This window comes from Streptococcus sp. 1453 (assembly GCF_013276955.1).
In the GTDB taxonomy this organism is placed as follows: Bacteria; Bacillota; Bacilli; order Lactobacillales; family Streptococcaceae; genus Streptococcus.
Window position 1 is genome coordinate 1 of the sequence record NZ_VMLZ01000013.1, and the last position, 26,508, is coordinate 26,508.

Here is a 26,508-nt window from a genome sequence, read left to right on the forward strand (position 1 = left end):
TCAGAAGCTGATTGGCTCGCGCTCGTTGAGGCACTTGTCGATGCTGATTCTGAAGCTGACTGGCTCGCACTTGTTGATGCACTTGTTGATGCCGATTCAGACGCTGACTGACTTGCGCTCGTTGAAGCACTTGTCGATGCTGATTCAGAAGCTGATTGACTTGCGCTTGTTGAAGCACTTGTCGATGCTGATTCAGACGCTGACTGACTTGCGCTTGTTGAAGCACTTGTTGAAGCTGACTCTGATGCCGATTGACTTGCGCTCGTTGAGGCACTTGTTGATGCTGACTCAGAAGCTGACTGGCTCGCACTTGTTGATGCTGACTCAGACGCTGATTGACTTGCACTTGTTGAGGCACTTGTTGATGCTGATTCTGAAGCTGATTGACTTGCGCTCGTTGAGGCACTTGTCGATGCTGACTCTGACGCTGACTGGCTCGCACTTGTTGAGGCACTTGTCGATGCTGACTCTGATGCAGATTGACTTGCGCTCGTTGAAGCACTTGTCGATGCTGATTCAGACGCTGACTGGCTTGCACTTGTTGAGGCACTTGTCGATGCTGATTCAGAAGCTGATTGACTTGCACTTGTTGATGCTGATTCAGACGCTGACTGGCTCGCGCTCGTTGAGGCACTTGTCGAAGCTGACTCAGAAGCTGATTGACTTGCACTTGTTGAGGCAGACTCAGAAGCTGACTGGCTCGCGCTCGTTGAGGCACTTGTTGAGGCAGACTCAGATGCTGATTGACTTGTGCTCGTTGAGGCACTTGTCGATGCTGACTCTGATGCAGATTGACTTGCACTTGTTGAGGCACTTGTCGATGCTGACTCTGACGCTGATTGACTTGCGCTCGTTGAAGCACTTGTTGATGCCGATTCAGACGCTGACTGGCTCGCGCTCGTTGAGGCACTTGTTGAAGCTGACTCTGATGCAGATTGACTTGCGCTCGTTGAGGCACTTGTCGATGCGGACTCTGACGCCGATTGACTTGCGCTCGTTGAGGCACTTGTCGATGCCGATTCAGAAGCTGATTGACTTGCGCTCGTTGAGGCACTTGTCGATGCCGATTCTGATGCCGATTGACTTGCACTTGTTGAAGCACTTGTTGATGCTGATTCAGAAGCTGACTGGCTCGCGCTCGTTGAAGTACTTGTTGAAGCTGATTCAGACGCTGATTGACTTGCGCTCGTTGAGGCACTTGTCGATGCTGACTCTGATGCAGATTGACTTGCACTTGTTGAGGCACTTGTCGATGCTGACTCTGATGCCGATTGACTTGCACTTGTTGAGGCACTTGTTGAGGCAGACTCAGAAGCTGACTGACTTGCACTTGTTGAGGCTGACTCAGAAGCTGATTGACTTGCGCTTGTTGAAGCACTTGTCGATGCCGATTCAGACGCTGACTGGCTCGCACTCGTTGAAGCTGATTCTGATGCCGATTGACTTGCGCTCGTTGACGCTGATTCAGAAGCTGACTGGCTCGCGCTTGTTGAAGCACTTGTCGATGCTGATTCAGACGCTGATTGACTTGCACTTGTTGAGGCACTTGTCGATGCGGACTCTGACGCTGATTGACTTGCGCTCGTTGAGGCACTTGTTGAGGCACTTGTTGAGGCAGACTCAGATGCTGATTGACTTGCGCTCGTTGAGGCACTTGTCGATGCTGACTCTGATGCAGATTGACTTGCACTTGTTGAGGCAGATTCAGAGGCTGATTGGCTCGAGCTAGTTGACTCAGAAGCTGATTGACTTGCTGATTCTGAAGCCGACATCGACTCAGACGCTGATTGGGATTCTGACAATGATTGGGATGAACTTGCCGAAGCCGAGAACGATGTGCTAGCACTTTCAGATGTTGATCTGGATGCTACAACACTCTCAGAGGTGGATCGTGATGTTACCACACTTTCAGATGTTGATCTGGACGTTATAACACTTGTTGAAATTGATGTTGATGTTACAATACTTGTCGATAGAGATGTACTATACTCCTCATTCGATAACGCAACTTTTAGAGACTCTTTCGTACCATCCGTATACACAACAGTCACTGAACCATCCGCTGCAACGTCAATTCTATCAATTGGCAGACCTGCATTCTTGGTTCTCACTGCTTCACGAATCTTTTCTTGATCCTTTTCAGAAGGATTCGTTTTGTTTGTTACCTGAATCGTATCAGGTGTGGCTGGATCATACTTTTCACTCAATGGAGCTTGACGGATGCCATAAGGCACTCGTGTTTCATTCTCAGAGAAATCTTTCACACGAACATAACGTGTCCATTCATTATCAGTCGCCTTACTACCATCCCCGTCCGGTCTATATTGTTTATTTGAATTATAAACAGCATCCGTAATGACTTGTCTATTTTGAGGATGAGCATCACTTGCAGGGAAATTTCCACCAGTACCACCTGGTACGGCACTACCACCACTATGAACATCTGTCCCTATAAGGGAAGTCGTTGTTGGATTTCCATTACCATTGTTATCATTCCAAGCCTCAATATTTCTAACCTTACCGCTATTGTCAGTAGTTACTACCATCACACGGAATTTATCACCAGCATAGATTTTGCTCTTGCCGTCTGAATACTTAGGTGCTTCTACCCATGTATTAGTCTTAGGATTATAAACTTCTACCTTAACAGTAACATTTGGGTCTTGACGTTCTTTCGTAATTCCTTCTGATTTAATCGTTGTTTCTGATTCTAACGGGTTAGTTTGGCTCGACGTTGGATTTGGAAGAGCTTGTTTAATCGTTACTCTACCCGTTGGAAGCAAGCCGTTATTAGCATTGTAACCTGCCGCAAGGTCTCTTGGCTCGAAGGTCAACCTTGTATCGTTAGGACCAGCTGTCTTAGTAAAGGTCTGAGTGCCGATTGTCAAGGTAACTGTCGCACCTGGTGTAACATTAGTTACCTCAATACTACGATTTGGCAAACCACCTTTTTCAGTCAATTGATCATCTGCGATTTGTGGCGCCTGCGGTTTAATGACAATATCAAAAGTCTTATCTTCAGCTACATCCCCTGCGGCATCACTGGTCTTATAAGTAACAGTATAAACACCAGGATCGGTTAAGTTGCCTGTAATTTTAGCAGTGGTTCCTTTTTTGACAACTTCTACCGTAAGGTTTTCATTTGCTTTTTTACCAACCGTCGCACCTGGAACTGTTGTATTCAAGTCTTCTTGGTCACTAACCGTAACAAGATTCTTTAAATCGTCCTGAGTTACAGGCGTACCTGCAACATACACCTTGTTTTCTGAACCTGTATTTGCAGTAATAGCAGGTTTTTCATTGATAGCATCTGCTTTCACCCAATTCTTAGCTGCTGGTGGCTCTTGTCCTCCATCTGCATATTTAACCAACAACTGAACCTTATCCGTACCTTTCTGAATACGATACGGTGGATTAGTTGGGTCATTGACGCTAATAGTCAATTCTTTCTTAGTTGGGTCTCCAGCTACCGCTGTCTCAACAGCCGTAACCTTCCCTGCGAAAACTCCTGCTACATTCCATGTTCCATTTGGTTGTTTTTGCAGAGCAAGATCTTGATTCCCATTTAAGCGAACATAAGCTAAACCAGCATCATGTGGAATTTGAACAACCACATCTTTTGCCGAAGCAACACTATTGCTTTTATCACCTGTTTTTGGTGTTTTAGCAACCCTTGATGGCTGGATTGTATAATCTCCAAGAGTGACTGCTTTACTTGCAATATCACTTTTAAGTCCATTAACAGTTTGAGTCACCTCAATCCCTTTGGCTTTACTGTCACCACGTTGAAGATTTTGATGTTCAGACTGAGTCAATACTTCATTAGGTCCAAGATTTAAAGTCCATGTTGTACCATTTACAGTCGCAGCCTTTTTCGTACCATCTTGAAGCGTTACCTCTACCGTTGCACCTGGTGCATTCGTACCTGTGATAACACGATCCGTCGAAGTTAACCTATCTCCATAAACTGCTTGATTTGCAGGATTGATTGTAGGAGCCTGCGGTTTCACTTTTGGATCTACAGGATTGCTCGTACCATCTTTATAAGTAATGGTTACTCTACCATTATTATCAATAGTATAATTACTGATACGATTCGTATCTTGAGGATTAGCTCTCTTAACAGCTTCAAGAATCTTATCACGATCTGGACCTGTCAAGGAGTTTGGATCGGCAACTGGAACCGCATCTTCTGGTTGTCGCCCTTGGAATTTATCACTTAATTTCCCTTGAACAATCTGAAATGTAGTGTCATTATTTGTATTTCCAGAAAGATCTTCTGTACGAATCTGACGTGTCCAAAGATTTCTTGCTTCATACTGTCGATTTTCGTTGTATGTACCTTGAATTGTCAGCGTAGCTGGAGTCTCAGTCGTAGCAGTCGTAGGAGTCGTAATATGGCTAATCGTTCCACCTCTATTATAATCAGAACCTGTCATATTACTTTGTTTATAGCGACCACCGTCCCATACTTCTACAGTGCGAACCTTGCCACTGTTATCTGTCGTTTTGATAACAAAGCGGTATTCATCACCAGCAAAGAGTTCATATCCCGAACCAGAACGTCTTTCTTCGTCATCAGCACTGTTACGAACAGCTTTCCTAGTTTGATCAACCCAATTATCCCCATCCTTGACTTGCAGAACGACTTCTACATTTGGTCTTTCAGTTTCATTAGTAATCGTCCCAGTACCTTGGTCTGAGGTTAAAACTTCAGTTGTGTTTGCCCCTGCAGGCACACTTTGTGTCGCAGTCACATTACCCGAAGGAAGCAGACCATTGTTTGCGGTGTAAGCCGTTCCCAAATCTGCTGCAGTAAAGGTTACGCTGGTAGCATTATCTGCTGCTCTTTTCGGCGTAAGAGTTTGACCTGCAACTGTTAAGGTTACAGTTGCACCTGGAAGAACATTATTTACCGTGATCGTTTGATTTGGCAAGCCACCACGTCCAGTTAGATTTTCAATAGACGGCGTATTCACTTCTCTCGCCAATTCTGAGATTGCTTTCGTACGAGAGCGACCATCCTTATAGGTAATCTTGGCATTAGATCCTTCAAAGGTAACATCCTTGATACGTTCTTTTTCTTTGACTTTATTCGTATCATGGGCATTCTTAATAGCCTCTTTTATGCTTGTCTTTTCATCCTCTGTTAAAGCTGTCAGATTTGTTACTTTAATCTTCTTATCTGGATTCAAATTAGCATTTTTAACGCTCAAATCACCTTGTACAATCTTAAATGTATTTCCCACAGACTCATTGTCTGAAATATCTGTAGCTGTAATAGAACGAGTCGAAGTATTTCCGGTACTGTATTGAAGTTCTTCCTTAATTGTTCCCTGTGCAACTACTTTAGCTGGAGTCGTAGATGAGGCAGGTGTAACAGAAGAAATATTGGTGACAATTGCGTTTCCAAAACTATCATCAAAAGCATTTCTATTCGGAACACTCCTTCCGTCAGAGCCACCTATTTTTATATCTGTTTGCTTTATATAGTTACTATTGTCAGTGATCGAGGTTGTAAACCTCATATGGTCACCAGCATAAAACGTATAGACTGATGTGTCACCTGAAGTCGTCTTAGGAGCAGCTTCCCACGTCTTAGTCGCTTTATTATAAACTTCTACAACTGTAGTCGCTACCGGTTTAACGTTTTCCTTGGTAATTGTTTTAGTCGTCGTTGCTGATTCAAGTGTTTCTGGTTGGTTTGTTGTCGGATTAGTAAATGCCTTACTTTGTTTAACAGTTACTTCTCCCACTGGAAGTAAACCATTTCTATCTGCTAAGTCACTCGCTCCAATTGTTAGACTTGTCGCATTAGCTGGTACTGTCTTCATTACAGTTTTACTTCCACTTCCAAGCGTCAAGGTTACTGTCGCACCTGGTGTTACATTAGTGACTGTAATATCACGATTTGGTAGTCCACCAGTATTTGTCAACTGATTATCAGCAATTTGTGGAGCCTGAGGATTTACTTTAATCGTAACAGGAACTAGCTTACTGTTACGTCCTGTATCAGTTTGATTAGCAGAGCCTTTTGGTAAGGTTACTTTAACTTTTTTAGTTACATAACCTGGAGTAGAAATATCAGAGTCACTTATCGGCGCTTCCCATGCAAAGTCTGTTCCAGTTGGTACTGTTGGGGTATTTGTTGCATTTGTAACTGCTTGACCTGGAGTAGTTTTGATTGCCGATAGCGGAGCCATATTGCCAGCTGTTGTTTCATAAGTTTGCTTAGCAACAGGATCCACTACTGTATAAGTAAAGGTTGTCTGACTTGTCAAAGCAGGATTTTGTGTAGTTGGAGTTCCAAAACGCCCTGTTGGATAAGTCGCTACTACACGATATTGTGTTCGATGGGCTTGATTATTATTCCAAACTTCACTAAAATTAGGTGTGCCGATTGCAGTTTTCTGTAATGTACCTGTACCATTTAAAGTACTATTTAATTTATACTCATAACGCCATTTCGTATTTTGTGGAAGGTCATCGGAATTTGTATACAGACTAGTATTTCCACCAATATTATTAGCCCAGCCCCCTCCGTTAGTATGACCTTGACCATCGTCATCTTTAAAGGCATAAAACTGCCCTGTCACTCCATTGTTGGTAACAGTTTCAATTTTCTTATAAACCGTATAAGGATAGTTAAAATCCTTAGTAATTCCCGAGCTAGTGACCGTTAGGACAGCTGTCTTTTCACCGTTACTGCTGAAATCTGGTCTCGTTTTCCACGCGACAGTGACAGTTGACGGAACTGCAGCCCCACTACTATTGGTGATAAAATCACTTGCAGATAGCTGGTTAGCATTTTCCCCTTCAACAGCATAAAAGCGATCTGATTTCGTTTTATAGGGCATTTTTGCCGTCTCAGTAGAGGTCGCTCCCTCTGAGTTAAAGTTATAGGCAGTTGCAGTGACTCGGCTTTCGTCTTTGACTGTTGGCTCTGATATAGTAACCGCACCAGTATCCTTATTTAAAGTCACTCCAGAAGGAAGAGGCTCTGGGTTATCCCATTTGGTTCCACTCTTCTTGACACTGATGGTTGTATTGGTATTGCCAGTTGTAGGAGTATAGGTGATGGTCACGCTATCGCTTTCTCCCTGAGGAGTAACCGTCACACTACCATCAGTAGGTGCTTGAATAGCAGGAGCTGTTGGAGTGGTAGCTTTTGCGATATTTTCAAAGAAAACTTCGGAAGTATCCTGTGAATCTCCATTTTCGTTGTCCTTGTAAGTGACTACGAGTGTTTTACTCAAACCAACTTTTCTTGACGCAATAGTGGCTGTGCTGGTAGTGAGTCCATTGTGCTCCAAAACTTTAGTTAGTTCAGCAGGAGTCAAGTCTTGACCCAGCTTGCTTGCAGGCATATCACTTGGTAGAGGGAGGTAAACGGTCTTACCATTAACTGTTGCTTTAATAGCCATATTTTCCCCTACACCTGAACCAAAGGTATCTCCACCACCAAGCCATTGAACATTGGCAACGTTGAGGTTGGAGGCACTAGTCGCTGTTCCTTGAACCGTCGTTGGCGGGATGACCTCTCCACTATAAGTACGTCCATTTACTTGTTCTTTATAGTCATTCATTGCACTAGGCATTTTAAAATTAGGAATTGTGCTAGAAGAATTTGTAAATCCTGCTATCATGGACGCTGCACTAGGAACAGGCTGACCTTTTGTAATGGGTCTATTTAGCGCATTGGTATTGATTGTTGGTTGATAAACTTCCGACTGACTGACAACACGGAAGGGAATATCATAGGTTTGGGTTTTCCCACCTTTGTTAGGGAAGGTAATAGTAAGCTTATGAGTTCCTTTGGCTAATTTATCTTGAGAACGAAATGAACTTCGAAGATTGGTGATACCAAGGTAGGTAGCATTCGTCTCAGCACCATCAATCTTATATTTAACTTTACTAGCAAAATCAGGAGGAAATTCGTCTAATTTTTGTCCTGTAACGACATCATACAGATCGATGAGTTTGTTAACTTCAGATAGGTCTTCTACACCACTAAACTTAAGGAAAGCTGATTGTTTCCCTCCTTTAAATTCAGCCCTATAACGATCTTGAGAGCCGACCATTTGGAGGTAGTTTCCATGACGTGAATTTTCCAAAGAACGGAATCCAGCCATATAATAATCGTTGGTGTCTGCTGCACTTTCAGTTGTATAGGTGATTCTATACCCTTCGTAACGGGCACTTCCTTTAGGGTGGAGGGCATAGACATTGGCAGTGGCTCCTTCAATACTATTGAAAGCAAAGTCCCCTTCTTTTTTCACTTTGTCAGTGATTTTATCAGTTTGATAATAAGCATCTGGGTTATTAAAGGCAAAGTCCCGCAAGCTCGTTAGCGTTCCTCTACCAACCCCACTTGGGCCGACACCAGCAACGTTTTCATAGTAAGCTCCACCTTGGTTATTATTAGCATTACCAATTGCAGCTAACAAATCCCCACTTTTGGAATTGTTACGGAAAGCTTCATCGCTATTTGTTTCTCCCAAAGTGTTCCATGGTCTATTCCCACCATCTTTTTGTTCCACTTTCATATGGGTGATGCGATGTCCCTTTGGAACCGTAAAGTAGAAATAAGGGTTGTCATGCGGTTCCCCACCATCATTAAAGAGAACCTCCCAATGAGTCGTTGTTCCATTTCGCACTGCCTTCATATAGACTTGTGAGGCAATATCTTTAACTTCAACACGTGTAGCAACATTTGCTAAGCTACCTGGAGCACGGTCGTTTGCTTGACGTCCCTGGGTCGCATAGAGATAGGTACCTTCTTTATAGCTATATTTTGCATTTGGTCCTGCTAGACTAGTAGAACCTTTTGCATCAGCGCTTGTTACAACATAACCAACTGTCGCTGTTCTGAAACCATAGGTCGCCTTATCAGGGTCATTTTCAGCTGCCCCACCTGGTGCAACCCTAAAATTAGCCCCTCTCTCCATTGCTTTACCGTTTAAGCTACTACGTTGCCCATTGTTGGCACGAAGCACTGCATTGATGATTGAGTTTTTTGCAGACGTTGCTTGCTTGATAACATCTGTCAAGTCAGCATTTGGAGTTTTTAGTGCTTCCTCGATAGCTGTTACAGCGGCGTTAACCTTAGCAACGGCTTCGTTTGTATTTGGCAAGCCAACGGACTTAGCTAGGTACTCACCCATCTCAGCTGAGATTTTAGACAGACGTTTGCGGTCTTCTTGGGCTTTCTTGTCATTCTCGGCAGTTACCGTAGTCGCCACAGCAGCTGTTATAGTTGTATCTATAAGAGCTGTAGAACCAACTGTCAAACTACTTAATTTCGCATCAATAGTTGCTAAAGAGTTCAGACTATTCTCAATGACAAGTGATAATTCGGACGCATTTTCAGTAGCAGATGTACTTACTCGGCTTGCTTGACTAGCTTGACTCGTTTGCGCAGTTTCATCAACTTCTTTTAAACCATTAGCCGACTCTTCTGCTACATTTGCATTTGACAAACTCGTTTTACTAGCCACACTTCCATTAACTGGAGCTTGTGAGGCTAGACCATTCCCCAAGATAGAAGCAATCACATTGCCAGAACCTAGTCCAGATTCGCTGATAGCCTTACTTGCAGATAGACTTGTCTCCAAACTAGTTTTAGCCGACTCCGATTCTTTAAGACTTTTACTAGCTGTTTCCGAAACGTGGATACTCTCGCTAACAGATGCAGATAGACTGACTTCTTGCGAATCTGATTGTGAATTTGTAATAACAGATTCACTCCCTAACTCACTCTTATTTCCTAAAACTGCAGACCCTACGGTCGCCAAGGCATCAGCGGTATTTACCTCCTTTTCAAGAGCTTGTGTAGTCTCCTCCGCATAGACATGCGTAGTAGTCGCAAGCCCCCCCCCGAGTACCGTCCCAGCCGCAGCTATCCCTTTCAGGATATCCAGTCCAGTCAGTGTATTTGACGATTGCTCTTCAATCACTTCAGTTGTTACCTGGGCAGTGTCTACACCACCTCGCAAGACTTTAAAGAGACCAAACTGAGAAGTCGAAGCTCGCAACCAATGCTTACCCGACTTAATCAGCTTGAAACGGGTCACACGATCCGTCTCTCTATATTCACCTTCTTGTCGTCTAAAAAACATTTTGAAATTCCCTTTCAAACATTATTTTCATTTATAGATATATACAAAATACCTTTCTATATTATAGAAAAATAATCGCTAAATAGCAAGAGGTTTGAAAGTATTTTTACCTAAAAAAAAAAGCATTTTGCTATTTTATATATAGTATAAGATAAGTTTTTTATAAAGACACGTAAATGAGTGTAAATCAGCTCATTCTTGGTTTATTTTCCTGTTTTTATGCATGATTATTCTATGGTTTTTCTCAAGACAAACCAAAAATTTTTCAAGTGCTTGAATTCGAAAAAACAAAACCCTTATACAAAGGCATTTTTCTTGTCAGATTATCCTTTTTAGTTTATAAATATAGTTTCTATATTGACTCTTTTCACGATACTATGAAAGCGTATCAGTAAGCTCATCACACTTAATACAACTAGAATGGAGTAAGCAAAATCCAATTTGTGCATTCATATGTATGATTCGAAAGCTAACATTGAGTGTTTGCTCCACCTCATTAGGCCGCTCAAAACGCCGTCCGCTAATCTTGTCATAGACTTTCTCCCCTCTAGGAGCCCCTGCATAAGGACGATAGAGGTAGCGGTCGATTCCCGTTTCGTCAATAGATAGGACTGGTAAATCTTTTAGGTTATCCAAAATATTAAGAAACTCAGAGACTTTCTCAGGATTTTGTTCCTTAAAACTGGTCGTCTTTTTTAAAGTGACCTTCATCTGCTTTAAAGCCACCCATACTGAAGGAACAGTACAATCAAAACAGACCGCAATTTCCCGTAAAAAAGCGTCTGGATGAGCCTCTACAAAGGCTTTCAATTCCTCTAAAGGAATCTTACACTTTTTGACGACTCGCTTTTTTCGCTCTAAGTGTCCTTGTTCACGTCTTTCTTTTCCCACGTGAAGAGAGTTCTGACGCCAACATCAAAAACTTTGGTCGCCTCGACATGTCTGTGCCCTCCTTTGATGTAATCTAAGGCTCCTTCTTTAAAATCAGTACTATATGCCATAGCTTTATTAGACCAAGCTTATTTTAAACTAAGCAACTATAAATAGAGAAATGAAATAAAATCTGAATTCGAATGTGATAAGGAGTTAGAAATTGAAACAATAGGATTCCCCCATTATTCACACAAAATAAAACCACTAAAAAACAGAGCTTGCCAGCATTCTTGAAAAGTAGTATAATTATTGCATGCGCAATCATCTTATGACGCAGAGACTGTCCGTGAATGGACATTCTTCTATGTTATAACTCTAAAAAGAAAGGAGATACTATGACCTATTTGGAAAAATGGTTTGACTTCAATCGGCGTCAGAAAGAAATTGAAAGTCTCTTGGAAGAGACTATTGCCCAGAAGAGCGAGCAAAGTCTGACCTTGAAAGAGTTCTACCTGCTCTACTATCTGGACTTGGCCCAAGAAAAATCTCTACGCCAGATTGACCTGCCAGATAAGCTTCATCTGAGTCCGAGTGCTGTTTCTCGGATGGTGGCTCGCTTGGAAGCTAAAAATTGCGGTCTGCTCAGTCGCATGTGTTGCCATCAAGATAGACGCTCTAGTTTTATCTGCCTGACAAGTGATGGGCAAAAGACACTGACCTCTTTACAGAAAGCTGTCGAAGAAAGCTTGGAAACTGGTTTGGATTTCTTGATTTAAGATGATTTTAGAAAAAAAGTTGCGTGCGCAATCATTTTTCTTGACATTCTATTTTACAAGGAGTAAAATAAAGTCATCATTAAACAAAGGAGTTTTAAACATGATTGAAATTACCTATTTAGATGCCAGCAAGAACGAAAGAACTGTGACTTTCGAGTCTTATGAAGACTTTGATCGTTCACAACAAGCTTGCCTTATCGGCGTCGCAGACTACTACCCTGTCCAAAAATTAACCTATAACGGTCATGATTTGGACTACCATGGAACTTATGGAGATGTCTTCTTCTATCTCAAGAAACAAGATTTAAGCCAATATAACTAAAAAAAGGAGAAATACAATGGCAAAAGCAATTACAGATGCAACATTCGAACAAGAAACAAAAGACGGTTTGGTCTTGGTAGACTTCTGGGCAACTTGGTGTGGTCCATGTCGTATGCAAGGTCCAATCTTGGATAAATTGTCTGAAGAACTTTCAGAAGATGTTTTGAAAATCGTTAAAATGGACGTTGATGAAAATCCAAACACAGCTCGTGCTTTTGGAATCATGTCTATCCCAACTCTTCTCTTCAAAAAAGATGGCCAAGTGGTGAAACAAGTTGCTGGTGTTCACACAGCAGACCAAATCAAGGCCATCGTGGCTGAATTGAGCTAATCACATTAGAGACCAAGTACTTTCTTTGGTCTCTTTTTTCTTGCCCTTTGCCATTTTTCAAAAAATATGCTAGACTGTAGATAGAATATTACGATGTTTGGGACACGCCATCGCTAAAAAAAACCTCTACTTGGTATTTTTTAGCTCCCTCATGGGAGCTTTTTGCGTGCTCTGAACATTTACCATTTTGGAAGGAGTACTATGAAATGTCAATCAGCCTTGGTCGTCTTTAGTGGCGGTCAAGATTCTACAACCTGCCTCTTTTGGGCTAAAGAACACTATGAAACTGTTGAAGCCGTCACCTTTGCCTACGGCCAACGCCATCATCTTGAAATTCAAGTTGCCCAAGAAATCGCTAAGGAACAGGGCATTCGTCATCACATCTTAGATATGTCTCTGCTGGGACAAATCACTGAAAATGCCCTGACCTCTGATCTGGAAATTGAGCAAAAAGAGGGAGAGGTTCCCAATACCTTCGTTGATGGTCGCAACCACCTCTTTCTATCCTTTGCGGCTGTTCTTGCTAAGCAACGGGGCATTAAAGACATCGTGACAGGTGTCTGCGAGACAGATTTTTCAGGCTACCCCGATTGTCGAGATGTCTTTGTCAAATCCCTTAATGTCACCCTCAACCTTGCCATGGATTACGACTTCGTTATCCAAACACCTCTCATGTGGCTAGACAAGGCTGAAACTTGGGAGTTAGCTGACCAACTCGGTGCCTTTGACTATGTTCGTGAAAAGACCTTGACCTGCTACAACGGGATTATCGGAAGTGGCTGCGGAAATTGCCCAGCCTGCCACCTACGTCAACATGGTTTAGATGTTTATCTCTCACAGAAAGGAGAAGCCTAATGTTTTTTGCACCCAAAGAAATCAAACAGGAAACCGGGGAGTCTCTTGTCTACAATCCTCACAGAACCTTGGTATCAAAAGAATTTACCTTTGATGCTGCCCACCACCTCTTTCACTATGAGGGAAAATGCAAATCCCTACACGGCCACACTTATCATCTGCAGATTGCTGTCAGTGGATTTTTAGATGAACGTGGCATGGCCTACGATTTTGGAGATATCAAAGCCATCTACAAGAACTACTTAGAACCCCACTTGGATCATCGTTATCTCAATGAAACTCTTCCCTATATGAACACGACTGCTGAAAATATGGTTTACTGGATTTTCCAAACCATGAGTCAAGAGTTGCCAGATGAACGCGGTCTCCGTTTGGAATACGTTCGCCTCTATGAGACTCCGACTGCCTTTGCGGAGTTTAGACGGGAGTGGTTAGATGACTAGGGAACGTGTCCTCAAACTACCAGTTCTGGAAATTTTTGGGCCAACCTTTCAAGGCGAAGGCCGTGCTATTGGACAGAAAACCATGTTTGTCCGCACTGCAGGTTGCGACTACCACTGCGACTGGTGCGATTCTGCCTTTACATGGGATGGCTCTGAAAAACCGACTCGTATGACAGCTGACGAGGTCATTGCTGCCTTGGATAAATTGGGGAGCTACGACTATGTAACCCTATCTGGGGGAAATCCTGCTATCCTAGCAGCCAACATGGCCGAATTGGTCACCAAACTCAAGGAACGTGGTGTCACTCTAGCTGTTGAGACCCAAGGTTCTCGCTGGCAAAACTGGTTAAAAGATATCGACCAGGTTACTCTCAGTCCAAAACCTCCTTCATCCAAGATGGAAGTCAACTTTGAGACCTTGGACTTTATCGTTTCCCAACTGGATCCAGACAGGGTCACCTTTAAAATCCCTGTCTTTGACGATGCAGATTTGGCCTTTGCCAAAGGGATTCAAGAGCGCTACCAACCAGATGTCCTTTTCTTATCGGCTGGAAACCCTGAGCCCAAGGCTACAGGCAATATCGTCCAAGACCAACTAGACCGACTCAAAGAACTTTGGGAACGCATCGCTGCCGACGATAGCTGGGGCAATGTCCGCGTCCTTCCTCAACTCCATACCCTTCTCTACGACAACCAACGTGGTGTTTAAGATTAGAAAGAAAAAATCATGTCACAACAAGAAGAAATGAAAAACCTCAGCCTACTAGGCAACAAAGAAACCAACTACATTTTCGAATATCAACCAGAAGTCCTCGAATCCTTTGACAATCGTCATGTGGAAAATGACTATTTTATTAAATTCAACTGCCCTGAATTTACCTCACTTTGCCCAATCACTGCTCAGCCAGACTTTGCAACTATCTATATTTCCTACATCCCTGACAAGCTCTGTGTTGAGTCAAAATCCCTCAAACTCTACCTCTTTAGCTACCGAAACCACGGAGATTTCCACGAAAACTGTATCAACACCATTGGGAAAGACTTGGTCAATTTGCTAGACCCTCGCTATTTGGAGGTTTGGGGAAAATTCACTCCGCGCGGTGGCATTTCAATTGACCCCTACTACAACTACGGTAAGCCAGGAACTAAGTATGAAGGCTTGGCAGAACAACGCCTCTTCCAACACGACCTTTATCCAGAGAAAATTGACAACCGTTAAACTCATACTCAATGAAAATCAAAAAGCGAACTAGGAAGCTAGCTGCAGGCTGCTCAAAGCACTGCTTTGAGGTTGCAGATGGAAGCTGACGTGGTTTGAAGAGATTTTCGAAGAGTATCATACGAAAAAGCCCTGTTCCTCAAGCTGAGGAGCAAGGCTTTTTGAGTTTCAATTATTCTTCTGTTCCAAGGAATTTTTTTGCAACGAGGGCTGCAAGAACACCACCAACGATTGGGGCAAGGATGAAAATCCAAACTTGTTGAAGGGCTGCGCCACCTACCAAGACAGCTGGTGCCAAGCTACGAGCTGGGTTTACTGAAAGGCCAGTAATGTTCAATCCGACAAGAATCATGGCCATCAAGGACAAACCGATTACCAAACCAGCAATCGCGCCATTTCCTTTACTTTCTGAAGTCACGGTCATGATAACCAAGACAAACAAGAAAGTTGCGATTGTTTCAAACAAGAATCCACCAAAGACAGTGACACCGTTTGCCAAGGCATTTTCACCAAGACTAGCAGTTGACATACCTGAGTTAGCCAAGAGGAAGAAGACTGCGCCAGAAGCGATGAAAGCTCCAACAACCTGACCAAGGATGTAGTTGACAAGGTCTTTTGATGACAAACGTTTGTTTACAAACATAGCAACCGAAACAGCTGGGTTCAAGTGAGCACCTGAAACAGTTCCGATTGAGTAGGCTGCGACTACGATTGCCAGACCAAAGGCAAAGGCGATTCCAAGGTGACCAAGGCCATCAAGACCATTTCCAAAAACAACAGCTCCTGTTCCGATGAACACAAGCATGAAAGTACCGATTAACTCAGCAACAAATTTTTTCATTTTCTTTCTCCTTTTTTCAAAAACTAGATACTAGTCTATCAAAAGAGGGAAAGGGTTTCAAGAAAATTGATTGGAAATTTTCTTGAAAATCATAGAACTATTAGCTAATCCCTAGTATTGAAAAGACTGGATAGCTTCTTTCAAGTCATCTTGTAAACTATTTCTCTGGTCAAGTTGGACATAGACTTCCAACAGACAGGATCTGAAGTTGGAAAATTTATAAAAATCTTCCCTTTCTTCTATCAGAAAGTCAACAGTTTTTATCCAAGAAGCTACTTGCTCTTGCTCCAACTTCCCTTGTAAAATAGGTTTATAGATCACTCTTGCTAAACGCCAATCCTCATCATCTGTAAAGCGAATCGAAATTCTTTTAAATAGTTGACCAAGTATGTCAAATACTTCATGAATTCTGTTTTTAGGAAAGTCTGGATGACAAGCTACCTCTGTCAGTAAATCGGCTCCATGTGCAAAAGCGTGAACCCAACCATACTGACTTGAAAAACCCCTTGTATCCTTTTCTTTTGAAAGATAATACAAGCCTTGATTTAAAAGGACATTACGAATTCCTGCTTTTAATCCCTGATAAAAAATCGATTGCTTGTTGGCATCTGCAGACAAGAGATTTGCATAAATAAGCGCCCTAAAAGAACGTTCAAGTGTTGGCAGGCCTATCTTATCAATCTCTTTATCTAGTCCTCCATCAGATAAAATTTCCTCAGCAATGAAATGAAATTGTTCCTGTGTAAATAGCTCTTCCTGAATCCCTCTAGCAAAGCTTGTAAAAACAAGGTCATCACGAATTTCTGGAGAAGGATCTCCCAAATGGTCAAGCAACCACTGGATTTCTTCATCATGATAACTTGGTCTTTCTTCAGATATTTTTCTGAGTAACTCTTGATACATGGTCAATACCTCTACATTTCTAGCAACTGTTCAAAAAGCTAGTCCAAGATAACTTTCTATCTTATTCTTTTTTAGATGGACGTTTGCCTGCTGCAATTGCATCAGCCTCTGTCATCTCGACAACGTTGGCTTTATTAGTATTTGACGGCATTCTATCCTTGTTATACCAATATACTTTCGCTTGACCATTCTTAGCGACGTAAACAATTCTATCTTGCTGTTGGGCTTTAGTTTCAGCTTCACGTGCAATTCTTTTCTCTTCTTCTTTTTGAGAAATTAATGACTCAACTGCACCTATCCTGTCGAGCAATTCTGCCTTTTTATCGTTATTTTCAATCTGATTAACTGTTTCTTTGGCAGACTTCACTTGACTCGGATCTTGACTTTCTTCCAATTGTTTGACTAAGTCTTCACCTTTTTCTTGCAACTCATTTGCGGCCTTTTCTTTGGCAATTCTCTCTTCTTCTGCTTTTTCTTTAGCTTTTTTCTCTTCTTCAACTTTTTTCTCTTCTTCAACTCGTTTTGCTTCTTCTGTACTAGATGAAGCATCGGTTGTTGACTCTACTTTAGCAGTGGATGCCGCAGTTTGCTTAGTTTCTGATTGAGAAGATGAAATTTTCTTGGTGACTGTTGGGTTTTGAAGAGCAACTGCAACAAAACTAACAACAAAAAGTCCTATCATTAAATTTCTTTTTCGAATATCTGGTACTTTCTTTACAAAATACCAAATACCAACTCCGCTCAAAACAAGATAGAGAGTTGGAAGAGCAATCAATAAAATGATTCCCAACAAGACTAGGCCTATTTTGATAAAAAGCATTCTTTTGGGATCTTGCTCTAGCCATTTTTTGATTCTATTCATATTATTCTCCTAAAATCTGCCTATTCCCCTACTCTCCCAACTGGGCACTGTAAGCGATAATCTGGTCAACTGTGTCAGACAAGAATTGGATTGTATCACGGAGTGGTTTATCTGTTGAAATATCAGCACCGATAATCATAGCTGACTCAAGTGGTGTCTTGCTACCACCTGATTTGAGGAGATTGAGCCAGTCTTCAGCTCCATTCTCAGAGTTTTTAAGATGGAGGTAACCAGCTGTCGAGATAACTAGTCCTGCTGAGTAAGTGTAACTATACAAGCCCATATAGTAGTGAGCTTGGCGCATCCAAGTCAGAGCTGCATCATCGTCAATTTCAATAGCGTCTCCCCAGAAATCCGTCAAAACTTCCTTCATAATGCTGTTGAGCTTGCTTGCACCAAAGGTTTCCCCTTCTTCAATCAATGTATACACCTTACGCTGGAAGGCTGCTTCCAAAAGGTGAGTGATAAAGTTATGGAAGTAGGTATCTGTCAAACGATGAGCAAGAGCAAAGCGTTTTTGACGTGGGTCGTCAGACTGGTGCTCCAAGTAGTCACTGAGGAGCAATTCATTGAAAGTTGACGGTGCTTCAACATAGTAGGTCGACATATGGGCATTGAAGTAACTTTGATGATTGTCTGAAAAGATGAATTGACCAGAATGCCCGATTTCATGAATCAAGGTATAGACATCGCTCAAACGACCTGTCCAGCTCATGAGGACATAAGGATGCACGCGATATGGGTCCGCTGCATAGCCACCAGAATCCTTGCCCCTGTTAGCAGCGAAGTCTACCCAACGCTCTTCTTGATAGCGAGCAACTTCCTGACAATATTCTTTCCCCAAAGGTTCTACTGACTTCATGACCAAATCATAGGCATCATCAATGCTCACTTCAGGATTCAGGGCGCTGTCCAAGTCCAATTTCCAGTCTGCAAAGGTCATCTTTTCAAGACCATTTACCTTAGCAACATGCTTGAGGTATCTCTGAGCTACCGGCGCAAAATCCTTCATGATGAGGTCAATCTGGCGGTCAAACATGGCACGGTCCACTTCTTGTTCAGCCAGAAGATAATCAAAGACTGAGTCGTAACCCTTCATATCTGCCAGTAGTTTTTCAGACTTGACTTGGGCTAGATAGGCTGCTGCAGCCGTATTTTGGTGCTTACGAAGACCTTCTGAGAAGGAACGGAAAGATTTCTCACGAACCTCAGCATCCTCATGGTTTTGGTAGAAGTTCTCATAGGTCACAAAGCTGTTTTTGTAGGTCTTGCCATGAGCTTCAAAGGCAGCCATTTCGAAATCCCCAGCTCGCATCTTAGTGTAAATATCCTGCGGACTGTAGAAAACTTCACCGAGATTTGTCAATGCCTTCTCCACATCTGCCCCTAAGTAGTGGGATTTTTTGATTTTGGCCTGACGAATAGCTGCCGTCAAGTGAGGTAACTCACCCAAACGGTCCAAGACTTTCTCATCAGCTTCCACCAAAGCATCGTCAAAAAAGGTCAAGGCTACACTGGCATCTGTTTCAAATTCCATACCAGCTTGGGCAATATTAGCAAATTCGTCATTGCTATAATCTGTCGTCTGAGGCATAAAACCATAGTTACCAATATGGCTCATCTGAATGTAGATTTGCTCCAATTCCGCAAAGGCCTCTTCAAAATCCTCAAAAGTATGAAGATTGCCCTTGTAATCACGGCTAAACTGGTTGATGTCTTCACGAGCCTTCTCGATCGCACGCAAGAAATCCTCACGGTCTTGGTATAGGGCTGTTAAATCCCAAAGTTCCTTCTCTGGAAATTCTGAACGGTGTTTTTGTTCCATTTTCTTCCTCTTATTTCTCTAATTCTAATAATACACTAAGGGCTGATAAAGCGTAAAGTGGTGCTGTTTCTGCTCGCAAAATACGAGGACCAAGTCCTGCAAGAACCGCTCCCTTAGTTTCAAAACTTTCGATTTCCGCTGGTGACAGACCACCTTCTGGACCAAAGATAAAGAGCAGTTTGGCTCCTTTTTCAAGACCAGCGACTGTTTGTAAGAGCGCAGCGGCTTCTCCTTCTTTGGCCGACTCTTCATATGCCACTACGACGCGGTCAAATTGGTCCAATTGAGCTAGAAAGTCTGCTTTTTTCTCGAAAAGTGTGACACTCGGTACTAGATTACGCTTGCTTTGCTCTGCTGCTCCAAGGGCAATTTTTTCTAGTTTTTCAACCTTTTTGCCCAATTTTTTGCCATCCCATTTGGCGACCGACCAATCGGCAGGAAAGGCCCAAATTTGGCTGGCACCCAGTTCGGTTACTTTTTGAGTGATAAACTCCAGCTTGTCCCCCTTGGGAAAGCCGGATGCGATAGTCACTTGGACTGGTAGTTCCACATTGTCAGCTAACTCTTCAACCAACTCAAACTGACGATTTTCAACATCCAGCACGCGCGCCAAACGCTTGATACCATCATCGAATACTAAGGTCACCTCATCATCTTCTTTCAAGCGCATAACCTGAAACATATGCTTGCTGGTTTCCTTGTCCTCGATGGTGACAGGAGAGATAGCGCTGCCTTTGACAAAATACTGCTGCATGCTAGCCTCCAATCACACCGGAAATATCCTTGGTCTTCTTAAAGAGACAGGCATTCCATTCCCCTTGAATCATATGGGTTTCAAGGAAAAATCCAGCTGACTCAGCCGATTGGCGCACCATATCCCACTTGTCCTTAATAATGCCACTCATGATGAGGTAGCCTTCATCCTTGACCAAGCGATAAGCATCCTCTGTCAGATGAATGAGGATATCCGCCAAGATATTAGCCACAATGACATCTGCCTCAATCTCAACTCCCTTAAGCAAGTCTCCAGCAGCAACATGGATATTTTCCATACCAGGGTTGAGTTCAATATTTTCCTGAGCAACACGAACTGCCACATCATCTAGGTCGTAGGCAAAAATTTCTTTGGCGCCAAGCAGCGAACTAGCAATAGAAAGGACACCTGATCCAGTTCCCACATCAATCACCGTTTCGCCACCACGAAGAACCTGCTCCAAGGCAAAAAGACTCATCTTGGTTGTTGGGTGGGTTCCTGTCCCAAAGGCCATACCAGGGTCCAGCTTGATAATTTTTTCTCCCGCAGTCGCCTCGTATTCTGTCCAAGACGGTACGATGGTCAAATCATGAGTGATGCGAGCTGGCTCATAATATTTCTTCCAGTTGTCTGCCCAGTCTTCCTCAGCCAAGGCAGTCGTCCCCATTTTTACCTCTCCCAAATCCATAAAATCTGTCAATTCTGCTAGGCGAGCCTGCAAATCTGCTTCAACCACTGCCACATCCACCGTTTCAGGGTAATAGGCTGTCACTACGATTTCTTCTTGCTGCTCGACCTCTGGGAAAATCTCGCCGAAGCGGTCAACATTTCCCACATAGTCCATGCTATCTTCAATCGCAACGCCTTGCGCTCCCAGCTCAATCAGGAGGTTAGAGACTAGTTCCTCTCCCTCACGCTTCACTGTAACTTTTAACTCTTGCCATGTTTCCATCATTAAGATACCAAGCCCGTAAAACACAAAGCCAAAATAGGAACTTCTCTGAAGACGCTTGTGTCTACGTGAAGTTTATCTTTTTGGCACAGTGTTTAGGGCGAGTTCAGTTTAGAAATGTAACTGAACTATCCTTTCTATTTCTCTATGCATTTTTTCATGTATACCATATCCATGCCTTCTTTTTCAGGTTCAATATGGGTTTGATGGTAGCCGTTCTTCTCATAGAAAGCAACCATACCTTCATCCTGTAATACCGTACACAAATTCCACTGTCTAACGGTTGGAAATTCCTCTTCTAGCAAGCGCAATCCCTCAGAGCCATAACCTTTTCCTTGATACTGGGGCAAAATCGCTGCCGTTCCTAACCAAGCTTTCGTTAACTCGGCATTGGTCTGAACTCGTAAAAATCCGATATTTCTCCCTTTTCTTTCACAAAGTAGTAATAGCTATTGGGACGCTCAACCAATTTCCACTTGATTCGTTCACGGTCCTCCAGATAAGGATCGTATTCATCTTGGTATTTGTCATAAACAGCCTTAAAGCTAGCTCTTTGAATCGCAATGATGGTCTCCAAATCCTCTGCTCCTGCTCGTTCAAGTCTTATCATAAACTTTCCTCCAAATAATCCCTCAATCTACCCTGCAACTGAGGGACAACTTGACTGGAGCTAAGAAATTCCTCGACATTCATTAACTGATAGCCCTGACCCTCATCTCCAAATACGATACTGTCAAACTGAGCCTGTGTCAACTGACCGACTAGAAATACAGATTGTTTATCCGCAAAAAGCATACTTGGATAAACCTTACTCCAAAGCAGACAATCCTCAGTCAGATGAATTCCCAGTTCTTCATAAACTTCACGCGCCACGCACTTGAAAGGAGTTTCATCACCTTCACGTCCCCCACCTGGAAGTTCCCACATATTGGGCCAGGGAATACTTGCCTTATCATCGCGTAAGATGGTCAGGATCCTATCCCCACAAAACAAAGCAATCTTACAGCCTGTGAAATCAGAAATCTCTATTTCCATGTTAGACTCCTTCGGTTAATTCCTTTTCCAGCTCGGCTAACCAGTTTTGATAATAGATTTTCTCATCCCGTAACATCCGGCTGCTATTCATTTTATGTCTAGCAATCTTCATAGCCTTGTGAGTTTGAACTACATCTTTCCTTACCTTAAATTGATACCAAGCTTGAATGATCTGTATATCTGCTGTTTTTAGAGATAAAAAGGATTTGACCCCTCGAATACTTGCATATTCTTCCGCTTTCTTATTATCTCCTTCCATCAGAGCAATTTGAAGAAGGTATAATTGACAAATAGTTTTAGACATTGGATTATCTGTTTTCTCTAGCACAGATTGAAACTGTTGCTTTGCAAGTTCTATATTATCATCCAATATGAATACCAACCCCTGAAGAGTTTGAACACTTTCTGCAAAACTCCCTCTTACATCCTCATCAACAGATATGATAAAGTCTTTTAAATCATATTCTTGAGGAGCTAGCAAGGTCTGGGCAGAATGCCTCAACATCAGGTAGGCGTATTTCGTATTTTCAGGGTGTTGTAGCAATTCCCAAATTTTTGCGCCATCGGTGATGCCGACTGGCAAAATGTTATTTAGGAAGAAAGACAAATTAAGAAAAATCCAAGTCCCTGCAAAATACCAGCTTCTTGTCAAAAATCCAAACACTATCGCCAATAATATCAAGCTGAGATGAACCATCAAGCCTCCTGAAAGCATCAGGATAATTCTTTGATCGCTTTCATCCTCTTTTAAACCAATGTATTGAGCACCAACATTTTTCAGAATGGCTGTTCTACTAAGATGAAACCTGCCTGACTTTTTGGTCAAAATAAAATGTCCTAACCCAAAAGCCACCAGCCGATAGCCTGTCAAGTAGCCACAAAAAGCATGTCCCAGCTCATGAAGAATCAAGATTAAATACATACTTAGAAGAGCGAAGGCATAACCAAAAGTAAAGACTAAAACTGCAGAATACCCCAGCTCTGTAAATGCGATTGTTCCACAAGCAAAAGCCAGCATAATAAAGACAACAGCTAGCACATAAACCAAATAAATCCCAATTTTCTTCATAAAATCTCCATCCAACTCCTAGTATCTCGGATAAGGATAAAACTCTCCCTCTTCCAAGCCTACTTTTCCTTCTTCAAAGACTTCTTGGTTCCATTCCATGACGAATTCTTCTGCTTCTGGGTCTTCCAAAAAGTCCATGAGGGCATCTAGTCCAACCTCGGCAGTATCTTTGAGGAATAGCGCAAAATAAGCTAAAAATTCACGAGAAAATCCCTTTTTAGGCAGGTAGGGTATGACCGTCAGATAATCTTCCTCATTAACTGTTGACTTGGTAGGATTGTAAAAAAGGATTGCCTCCTCAAAGAGGATATCATCTGACGAAACTTCTCCATCTTCATCCACCATCTCCACACCTGCAGCATTTTGCGCTTCCAATAGAAAACTCACTTCAACCGCGTGGTTACGCTTGTCCCAACTAATCTCAAAGTCAAAGGGAAAGTTCTTCTCCAATTCTTCCTCTAAAACATTTAAAAATCCGTATGTTGCCATTTTGTCCTCTTTCTATGCGACTCTTTAATCGCCCCGATTGCTCGGAAATATGCTAAAATAGATACTACCATCTTACCACATATACATCAGAAAATCCACGTTAGAAAGGACTGCTATGCCAGACAATCTCGCGCTTCGCATGCGCCCTAAAACCATCGACCAGGTCATCGGTCAGGAGCATCTGGTCGGCCCTGGAAAAATTATCCGTCGCATGGTGGAAGCCAATCGCCTGTCCTCCATGATTCTCTACGGACCTCCTGGAATCGGCAAGACCAGTATTGCCTCTGCCATCGCTGGAACGACCAAGTATGCCTTTCGAACTTTCAATGCGACAGTTGATAGTAAAAAGCGACTGCAAGAAATCGCTGAAGAAGCTAAATTCTCTGGTGGTCTCGTCCTATTACTAGACGAAATCCATCGTCTAGACAAGACCAAGCAAGACTTCCTCCTTCCACTCTTGGAAAGTGGTCTGATCATCATGATTGGCGCTACGACTGAAAATCCTTTCTTTTCTGTCACTCCTGCCATTCGCAGTCGCGTTCAGATTTTTGAGTTGGAACCTCTGTCCAATCAAAACGTCAAGGAGGCCCTTCAGATAGCTTTAAGCAACCCTGAGCGTGGTTTTGATTTTCCAGTGGAACTAGATGAGGATGCGCTGGACTTCATTGCCACCTCTACAAACGGAGACCTGCGTTCTGCCTTTAACTCACTGGACTTGGCTGTTCTCTCTACCCCCGAAAATGACAAGGGCATCCGCCACATCACTCTGGACATCATGGAAAATAGCCTGCAGCGGAGCTACATTACTATGGACAAAGATGGGGATGGACACTATGATGTCCTCTCAGCCCTGCAAAAGTCCATCCGTGGTTCGGATGTGGATGCCAGCCTCCACTACGCAGCCCGCTTGATTGAGGCTGGGGATCTGCCTAGTCTCGCGCGTCGTTTGACCGTTATCGCTTATGAAGATATCGGTTTGGCCAATCCTGAAGCCCAGATTCACACCGTAACTGCTCTGGATGCTGCCCAAAAGATTGGTTTTCCCGAAGCTCGCATTCTCATCGCTAATGTCGTGATTGATTTGGCGCTTTCTCCAAAATCCAACTCAGCCTATGTAGCCATGGATAAAGCACTTGCTGACCTCAAAACATCAGGGCACTTGCCCATTCCGCGACACCTGCGTGATGGGCACTACAGTGGGAGCAAGGAACTAGGGAATGCCCAAGACTATCTCTATCCACACAACTATCCTGGAAATTGGGTTAAACAAGACTATCTACCAGAAAAAATTCGCAATCATCACTATTTCCAAGCAGAAGATACTGGTAAATATGAACGGGCTTTGGCTCAAAGAAAGGAAGCCATCGACCGTTTGCGAAAAATCTGAAATCCTTTTCAAAAAATTGCATTTTCCTCTTGATTTTTTTTGAAAAAGTGGTATCATATAAACATAGAAACGCTGTGGTGTACGACTTCACACTTAAGTGTTGACCGACTATTTTTTGTATTATTAGGGAAACAAAAGTCTTCTAACAGCATGTAGGCCGTCTCACACGGAAACAGCTTCAGTTAGAGCGAGTTGCCCACCTGCTTAATTGCGCGGGTTCAATACAAACCGTGAAGTTTCGGCACCAATACAGCTTTTTCTTTGCCTCCTTAGCTCAGCTGGCAGAGCAGCGGACTCTTAATCCGTGGGTCACAGGTTCGATCCCTGTAGGGGGCATCTAAATACAACAGGAAAAGTCTTATAATATAGGGCTTTTTTTGTTTTCTATTCTACTTTTGTTCTACCAACGGATACTCACTTAAAAGGTTTCGAATAATCGGATATTCTTTTTCTTCTCCTTCAAAAGATACCTATACCTTTCTGTTACTATTTTATAGTTTTGTGACCCATTACATGAGCAAGCAACCTACAGAGCAAGTTGGTCATCTAGGATTTATTTTCTCAAAAAACTTTGAAATTAAGCTTGTCATGGAACGCGTTCCATGGTTTATACTGTTTTCAAAAGAAAGAGAGGTAAATATTATGAACATCAAACGTATTTTTTGTGACATGGATGGTACATTATTAAATAGTAAAGGACAGGTCAGTGATAGTAACGCAGCCTTGATCCGTGAAGCAGGAATTCCTATAACTTTGGTATCTGCTAGAGCACCAATGGAAATGAAGGATGCCATCGATGCTCTTCAACTGAAAGGAGTTCAAGTAGCTTTTAACGGAGGATTAATTTATACAATAGGAAATCATCATCAAGTTCAACCTATTCATGTACAAACTATTAAAAATAAAACAGTAAAACAGTTGTTAAGAGGAATACGTCAGCATTTTCCAAAAGTTAGTTTATCTTATTACGATATGAATAACTGGTATTGTGATAAAATAGATGTAGGAATCCTATACGAACAGAGTTTAACTCATCAAAATCCAACACTTATTGAGACTGAAGAACAGTTTTTAGAAGGTCGAATAAATACTTTTAAAATTATGATGATTTCTTTTGATGAGGAAATGATCCGAGAATTAGAAAAGTATCTTCAAAGTTTATACTTACCCCAAATCACGATTCAACGTTCAGGTAAAGCCTATCTTGAAATTACACATCTCTTAGCTAAAAAATCTAAGGGAATTGCTCATGTCCTTCGAAAAGAGCAGTTAGCTAAGGAAGAAACGGCTGCATTTGGTGATGGACATAGTGATTTGCCTATGCTTGAAATGGTTGGTTACCCTATTGTGATGGATAATGCCTTTGATGACATCAAAGAGATAGCTTATAAAATAACGAAATCTAATGACGAAGATGGAGTAGGATATGGGATTCATGAATTTTTAAAGTAGGA

General features: G+C 42.5%; 19 protein-coding genes, 1 tRNA gene and 2 pseudogenes. 10 read left to right on the forward strand and 12 right to left on the reverse strand.

The window, feature by feature from the left end:
• Both HW098_RS08325 and HW098_RS10610 read right to left on the reverse strand, forming a co-directional pair.
• Positions 1 to 10,118, reverse strand: a 10,118-nt coding sequence (locus tag HW098_RS08325; RefSeq protein WP_176139812.1) for an accessory Sec-dependent serine-rich glycoprotein adhesin, incomplete at its 3' end; no start/stop codon positions are given.
• A 501-nt stretch (positions 10,119 to 10,619) separates the two neighbouring features.
• Positions 10,620 to 11,119 (reverse strand): annotated as a pseudogene (locus tag HW098_RS10610) (IS630 transposase-related protein); the annotation flags it as partial.
• 267 nt (positions 11,120 to 11,386) lie between these two features.
• On the opposite strand from HW098_RS10610, the gene HW098_RS08340 reads away from it, so the two are divergent.
• From HW098_RS08340 to queF, 7 genes are all read left to right on the forward strand, one after another.
• Positions 11,387 to 11,767, forward strand: a complete 381-nt coding sequence (locus HW098_RS08340; RefSeq protein ID WP_050241901.1) for a MarR family transcriptional regulator — start codon at positions 11,387 to 11,389, stop codon at positions 11,765 to 11,767.
• A 100-nt stretch (positions 11,768 to 11,867) separates the two neighbouring features.
• Positions 11,868 to 12,089 (forward strand): DUF4649 family protein, encoded by a 222-nt coding sequence (locus HW098_RS08345; protein ID WP_138702992.1) that lies wholly within the window; start codon positions 11,868 to 11,870, stop codon positions 12,087 to 12,089.
• Between the two features lie 16 nt (positions 12,090 to 12,105).
• Complete coding sequence (gene trxA, locus HW098_RS08350) at positions 12,106 to 12,420, forward strand: thioredoxin (protein ID WP_001029579.1); 315 nt, start codon at positions 12,106 to 12,108, stop codon at positions 12,418 to 12,420.
• Between the two features lie 201 nt (positions 12,421 to 12,621).
• A complete protein-coding gene (queC, locus tag HW098_RS08355) occupies positions 12,622 to 13,275 on the forward strand; it encodes a 7-cyano-7-deazaguanine synthase QueC (protein WP_176139814.1) in 654 nt (217 codons plus the stop codon).
• On the forward strand, positions 13,275 to 13,718 hold the full coding sequence (queD, locus tag HW098_RS08360) for a 6-carboxytetrahydropterin synthase QueD (RefSeq protein ID WP_000464568.1): 444 nt from the start codon (positions 13,275 to 13,277) through the stop codon (positions 13,716 to 13,718). Before queC ends, queD begins: the two co-directional genes overlap by 1 nt.
• A complete protein-coding gene (gene queE / locus HW098_RS08365; protein ID WP_176139815.1) occupies positions 13,711 to 14,427 on the forward strand; it encodes a 7-carboxy-7-deazaguanine synthase QueE in 717 nt (238 codons plus the stop codon). The genes queD and queE overlap by 8 nt, the downstream gene beginning before the upstream one ends.
• 18 nt (positions 14,428 to 14,445) lie before the next feature.
• Positions 14,446 to 14,937: a preQ(1) synthase gene (gene queF / locus HW098_RS08370; protein WP_000082587.1), complete on the forward strand. Its 492-nt coding sequence runs from the start codon at positions 14,446 to 14,448 to the stop codon at positions 14,935 to 14,937.
• Between the two features lie 172 nt (positions 14,938 to 15,109).
• Here queF and HW098_RS08375 read toward each other — a convergent pair whose 3' ends face one another.
• From HW098_RS08375 to HW098_RS08420, 10 genes and pseudogenes are all read right to left on the reverse strand, one after another.
• Positions 15,110 to 15,778, reverse strand: coding sequence for an MIP/aquaporin family protein (locus HW098_RS08375; RefSeq protein ID WP_176139816.1), 669 nt, complete (start codon positions 15,776 to 15,778; stop codon positions 15,110 to 15,112).
• 111 nt (positions 15,779 to 15,889) lie between these two features.
• Positions 15,890 to 16,681, reverse strand: coding sequence for a DUF2785 domain-containing protein (locus tag HW098_RS08380; protein ID WP_176139817.1), 792 nt, complete (start codon positions 16,679 to 16,681; stop codon positions 15,890 to 15,892).
• A 61-nt stretch (positions 16,682 to 16,742) separates the two neighbouring features.
• Positions 16,743 to 17,543 (reverse strand): deoxyribonuclease, encoded by an 801-nt coding sequence (locus HW098_RS08385; protein ID WP_176139818.1) that lies wholly within the window; start codon positions 17,541 to 17,543, stop codon positions 16,743 to 16,745.
• Positions 17,544 to 17,571: 28 nt separating this feature from the next.
• Positions 17,572 to 19,368, reverse strand: a complete 1,797-nt coding sequence (gene pepF, locus HW098_RS08390; protein ID WP_176139819.1) for an oligoendopeptidase F — start codon at positions 19,366 to 19,368, stop codon at positions 17,572 to 17,574.
• A 10-nt stretch (positions 19,369 to 19,378) separates the two neighbouring features.
• Complete coding sequence (locus tag HW098_RS08395) at positions 19,379 to 20,122, reverse strand: 16S rRNA (uracil(1498)-N(3))-methyltransferase (RefSeq protein ID WP_176139820.1); 744 nt, start codon at positions 20,120 to 20,122, stop codon at positions 19,379 to 19,381.
• A 1-nt stretch (position 20,123) separates the two neighbouring features.
• Positions 20,124 to 21,074, reverse strand: a complete 951-nt coding sequence (gene prmA, locus HW098_RS08400; protein ID WP_176139867.1) for a 50S ribosomal protein L11 methyltransferase — start codon at positions 21,072 to 21,074, stop codon at positions 20,124 to 20,126.
• A gap of 137 nt (positions 21,075 to 21,211) precedes the next feature.
• Positions 21,212 to 21,684, reverse strand: a pseudogene (locus HW098_RS08405) (GNAT family N-acetyltransferase).
• On the reverse strand, positions 21,681 to 22,109 hold the full coding sequence (locus tag HW098_RS08410; protein WP_176139821.1) for an NUDIX hydrolase: 429 nt from the start codon (positions 22,107 to 22,109) through the stop codon (positions 21,681 to 21,683). Before HW098_RS08410 ends, HW098_RS08405 begins: the two are co-directional and overlap by 4 nt.
• A gap of 1 nt (position 22,110) precedes the next feature.
• Entirely contained in the window at positions 22,111 to 23,178 is a 1,068-nt protein-coding gene (locus HW098_RS08415; RefSeq protein WP_176139822.1) for a M50 family metallopeptidase, read from the reverse strand.
• An 18-nt stretch (positions 23,179 to 23,196) separates the two neighbouring features.
• Positions 23,197 to 23,667, reverse strand: coding sequence for a DUF3013 family protein (locus tag HW098_RS08420; RefSeq protein WP_176139823.1), 471 nt, complete (start codon positions 23,665 to 23,667; stop codon positions 23,197 to 23,199).
• 115 nt (positions 23,668 to 23,782) lie between these two features.
• Here HW098_RS08420 and HW098_RS08425 point away from each other — a divergent pair, with 115 nt between their 5' ends.
• From HW098_RS08425 to HW098_RS08435, 3 genes are all read left to right on the forward strand, one after another.
• On the forward strand, positions 23,783 to 25,054 hold the full coding sequence (locus HW098_RS08425; protein ID WP_176139824.1) for a replication-associated recombination protein A: 1,272 nt from the start codon (positions 23,783 to 23,785) through the stop codon (positions 25,052 to 25,054).
• Positions 25,055 to 25,317: 263 nt separating this feature from the next.
• Positions 25,318 to 25,390 (forward strand) — tRNA-Lys (locus HW098_RS08430).
• A 306-nt stretch (positions 25,391 to 25,696) separates the two neighbouring features.
• On the forward strand, positions 25,697 to 26,506 hold the full coding sequence (locus tag HW098_RS08435; protein ID WP_176139868.1) for an HAD family hydrolase: 810 nt from the start codon (positions 25,697 to 25,699) through the stop codon (positions 26,504 to 26,506).
• The last annotated feature ends 2 nt before the right edge of the window (positions 26,507 to 26,508 follow it).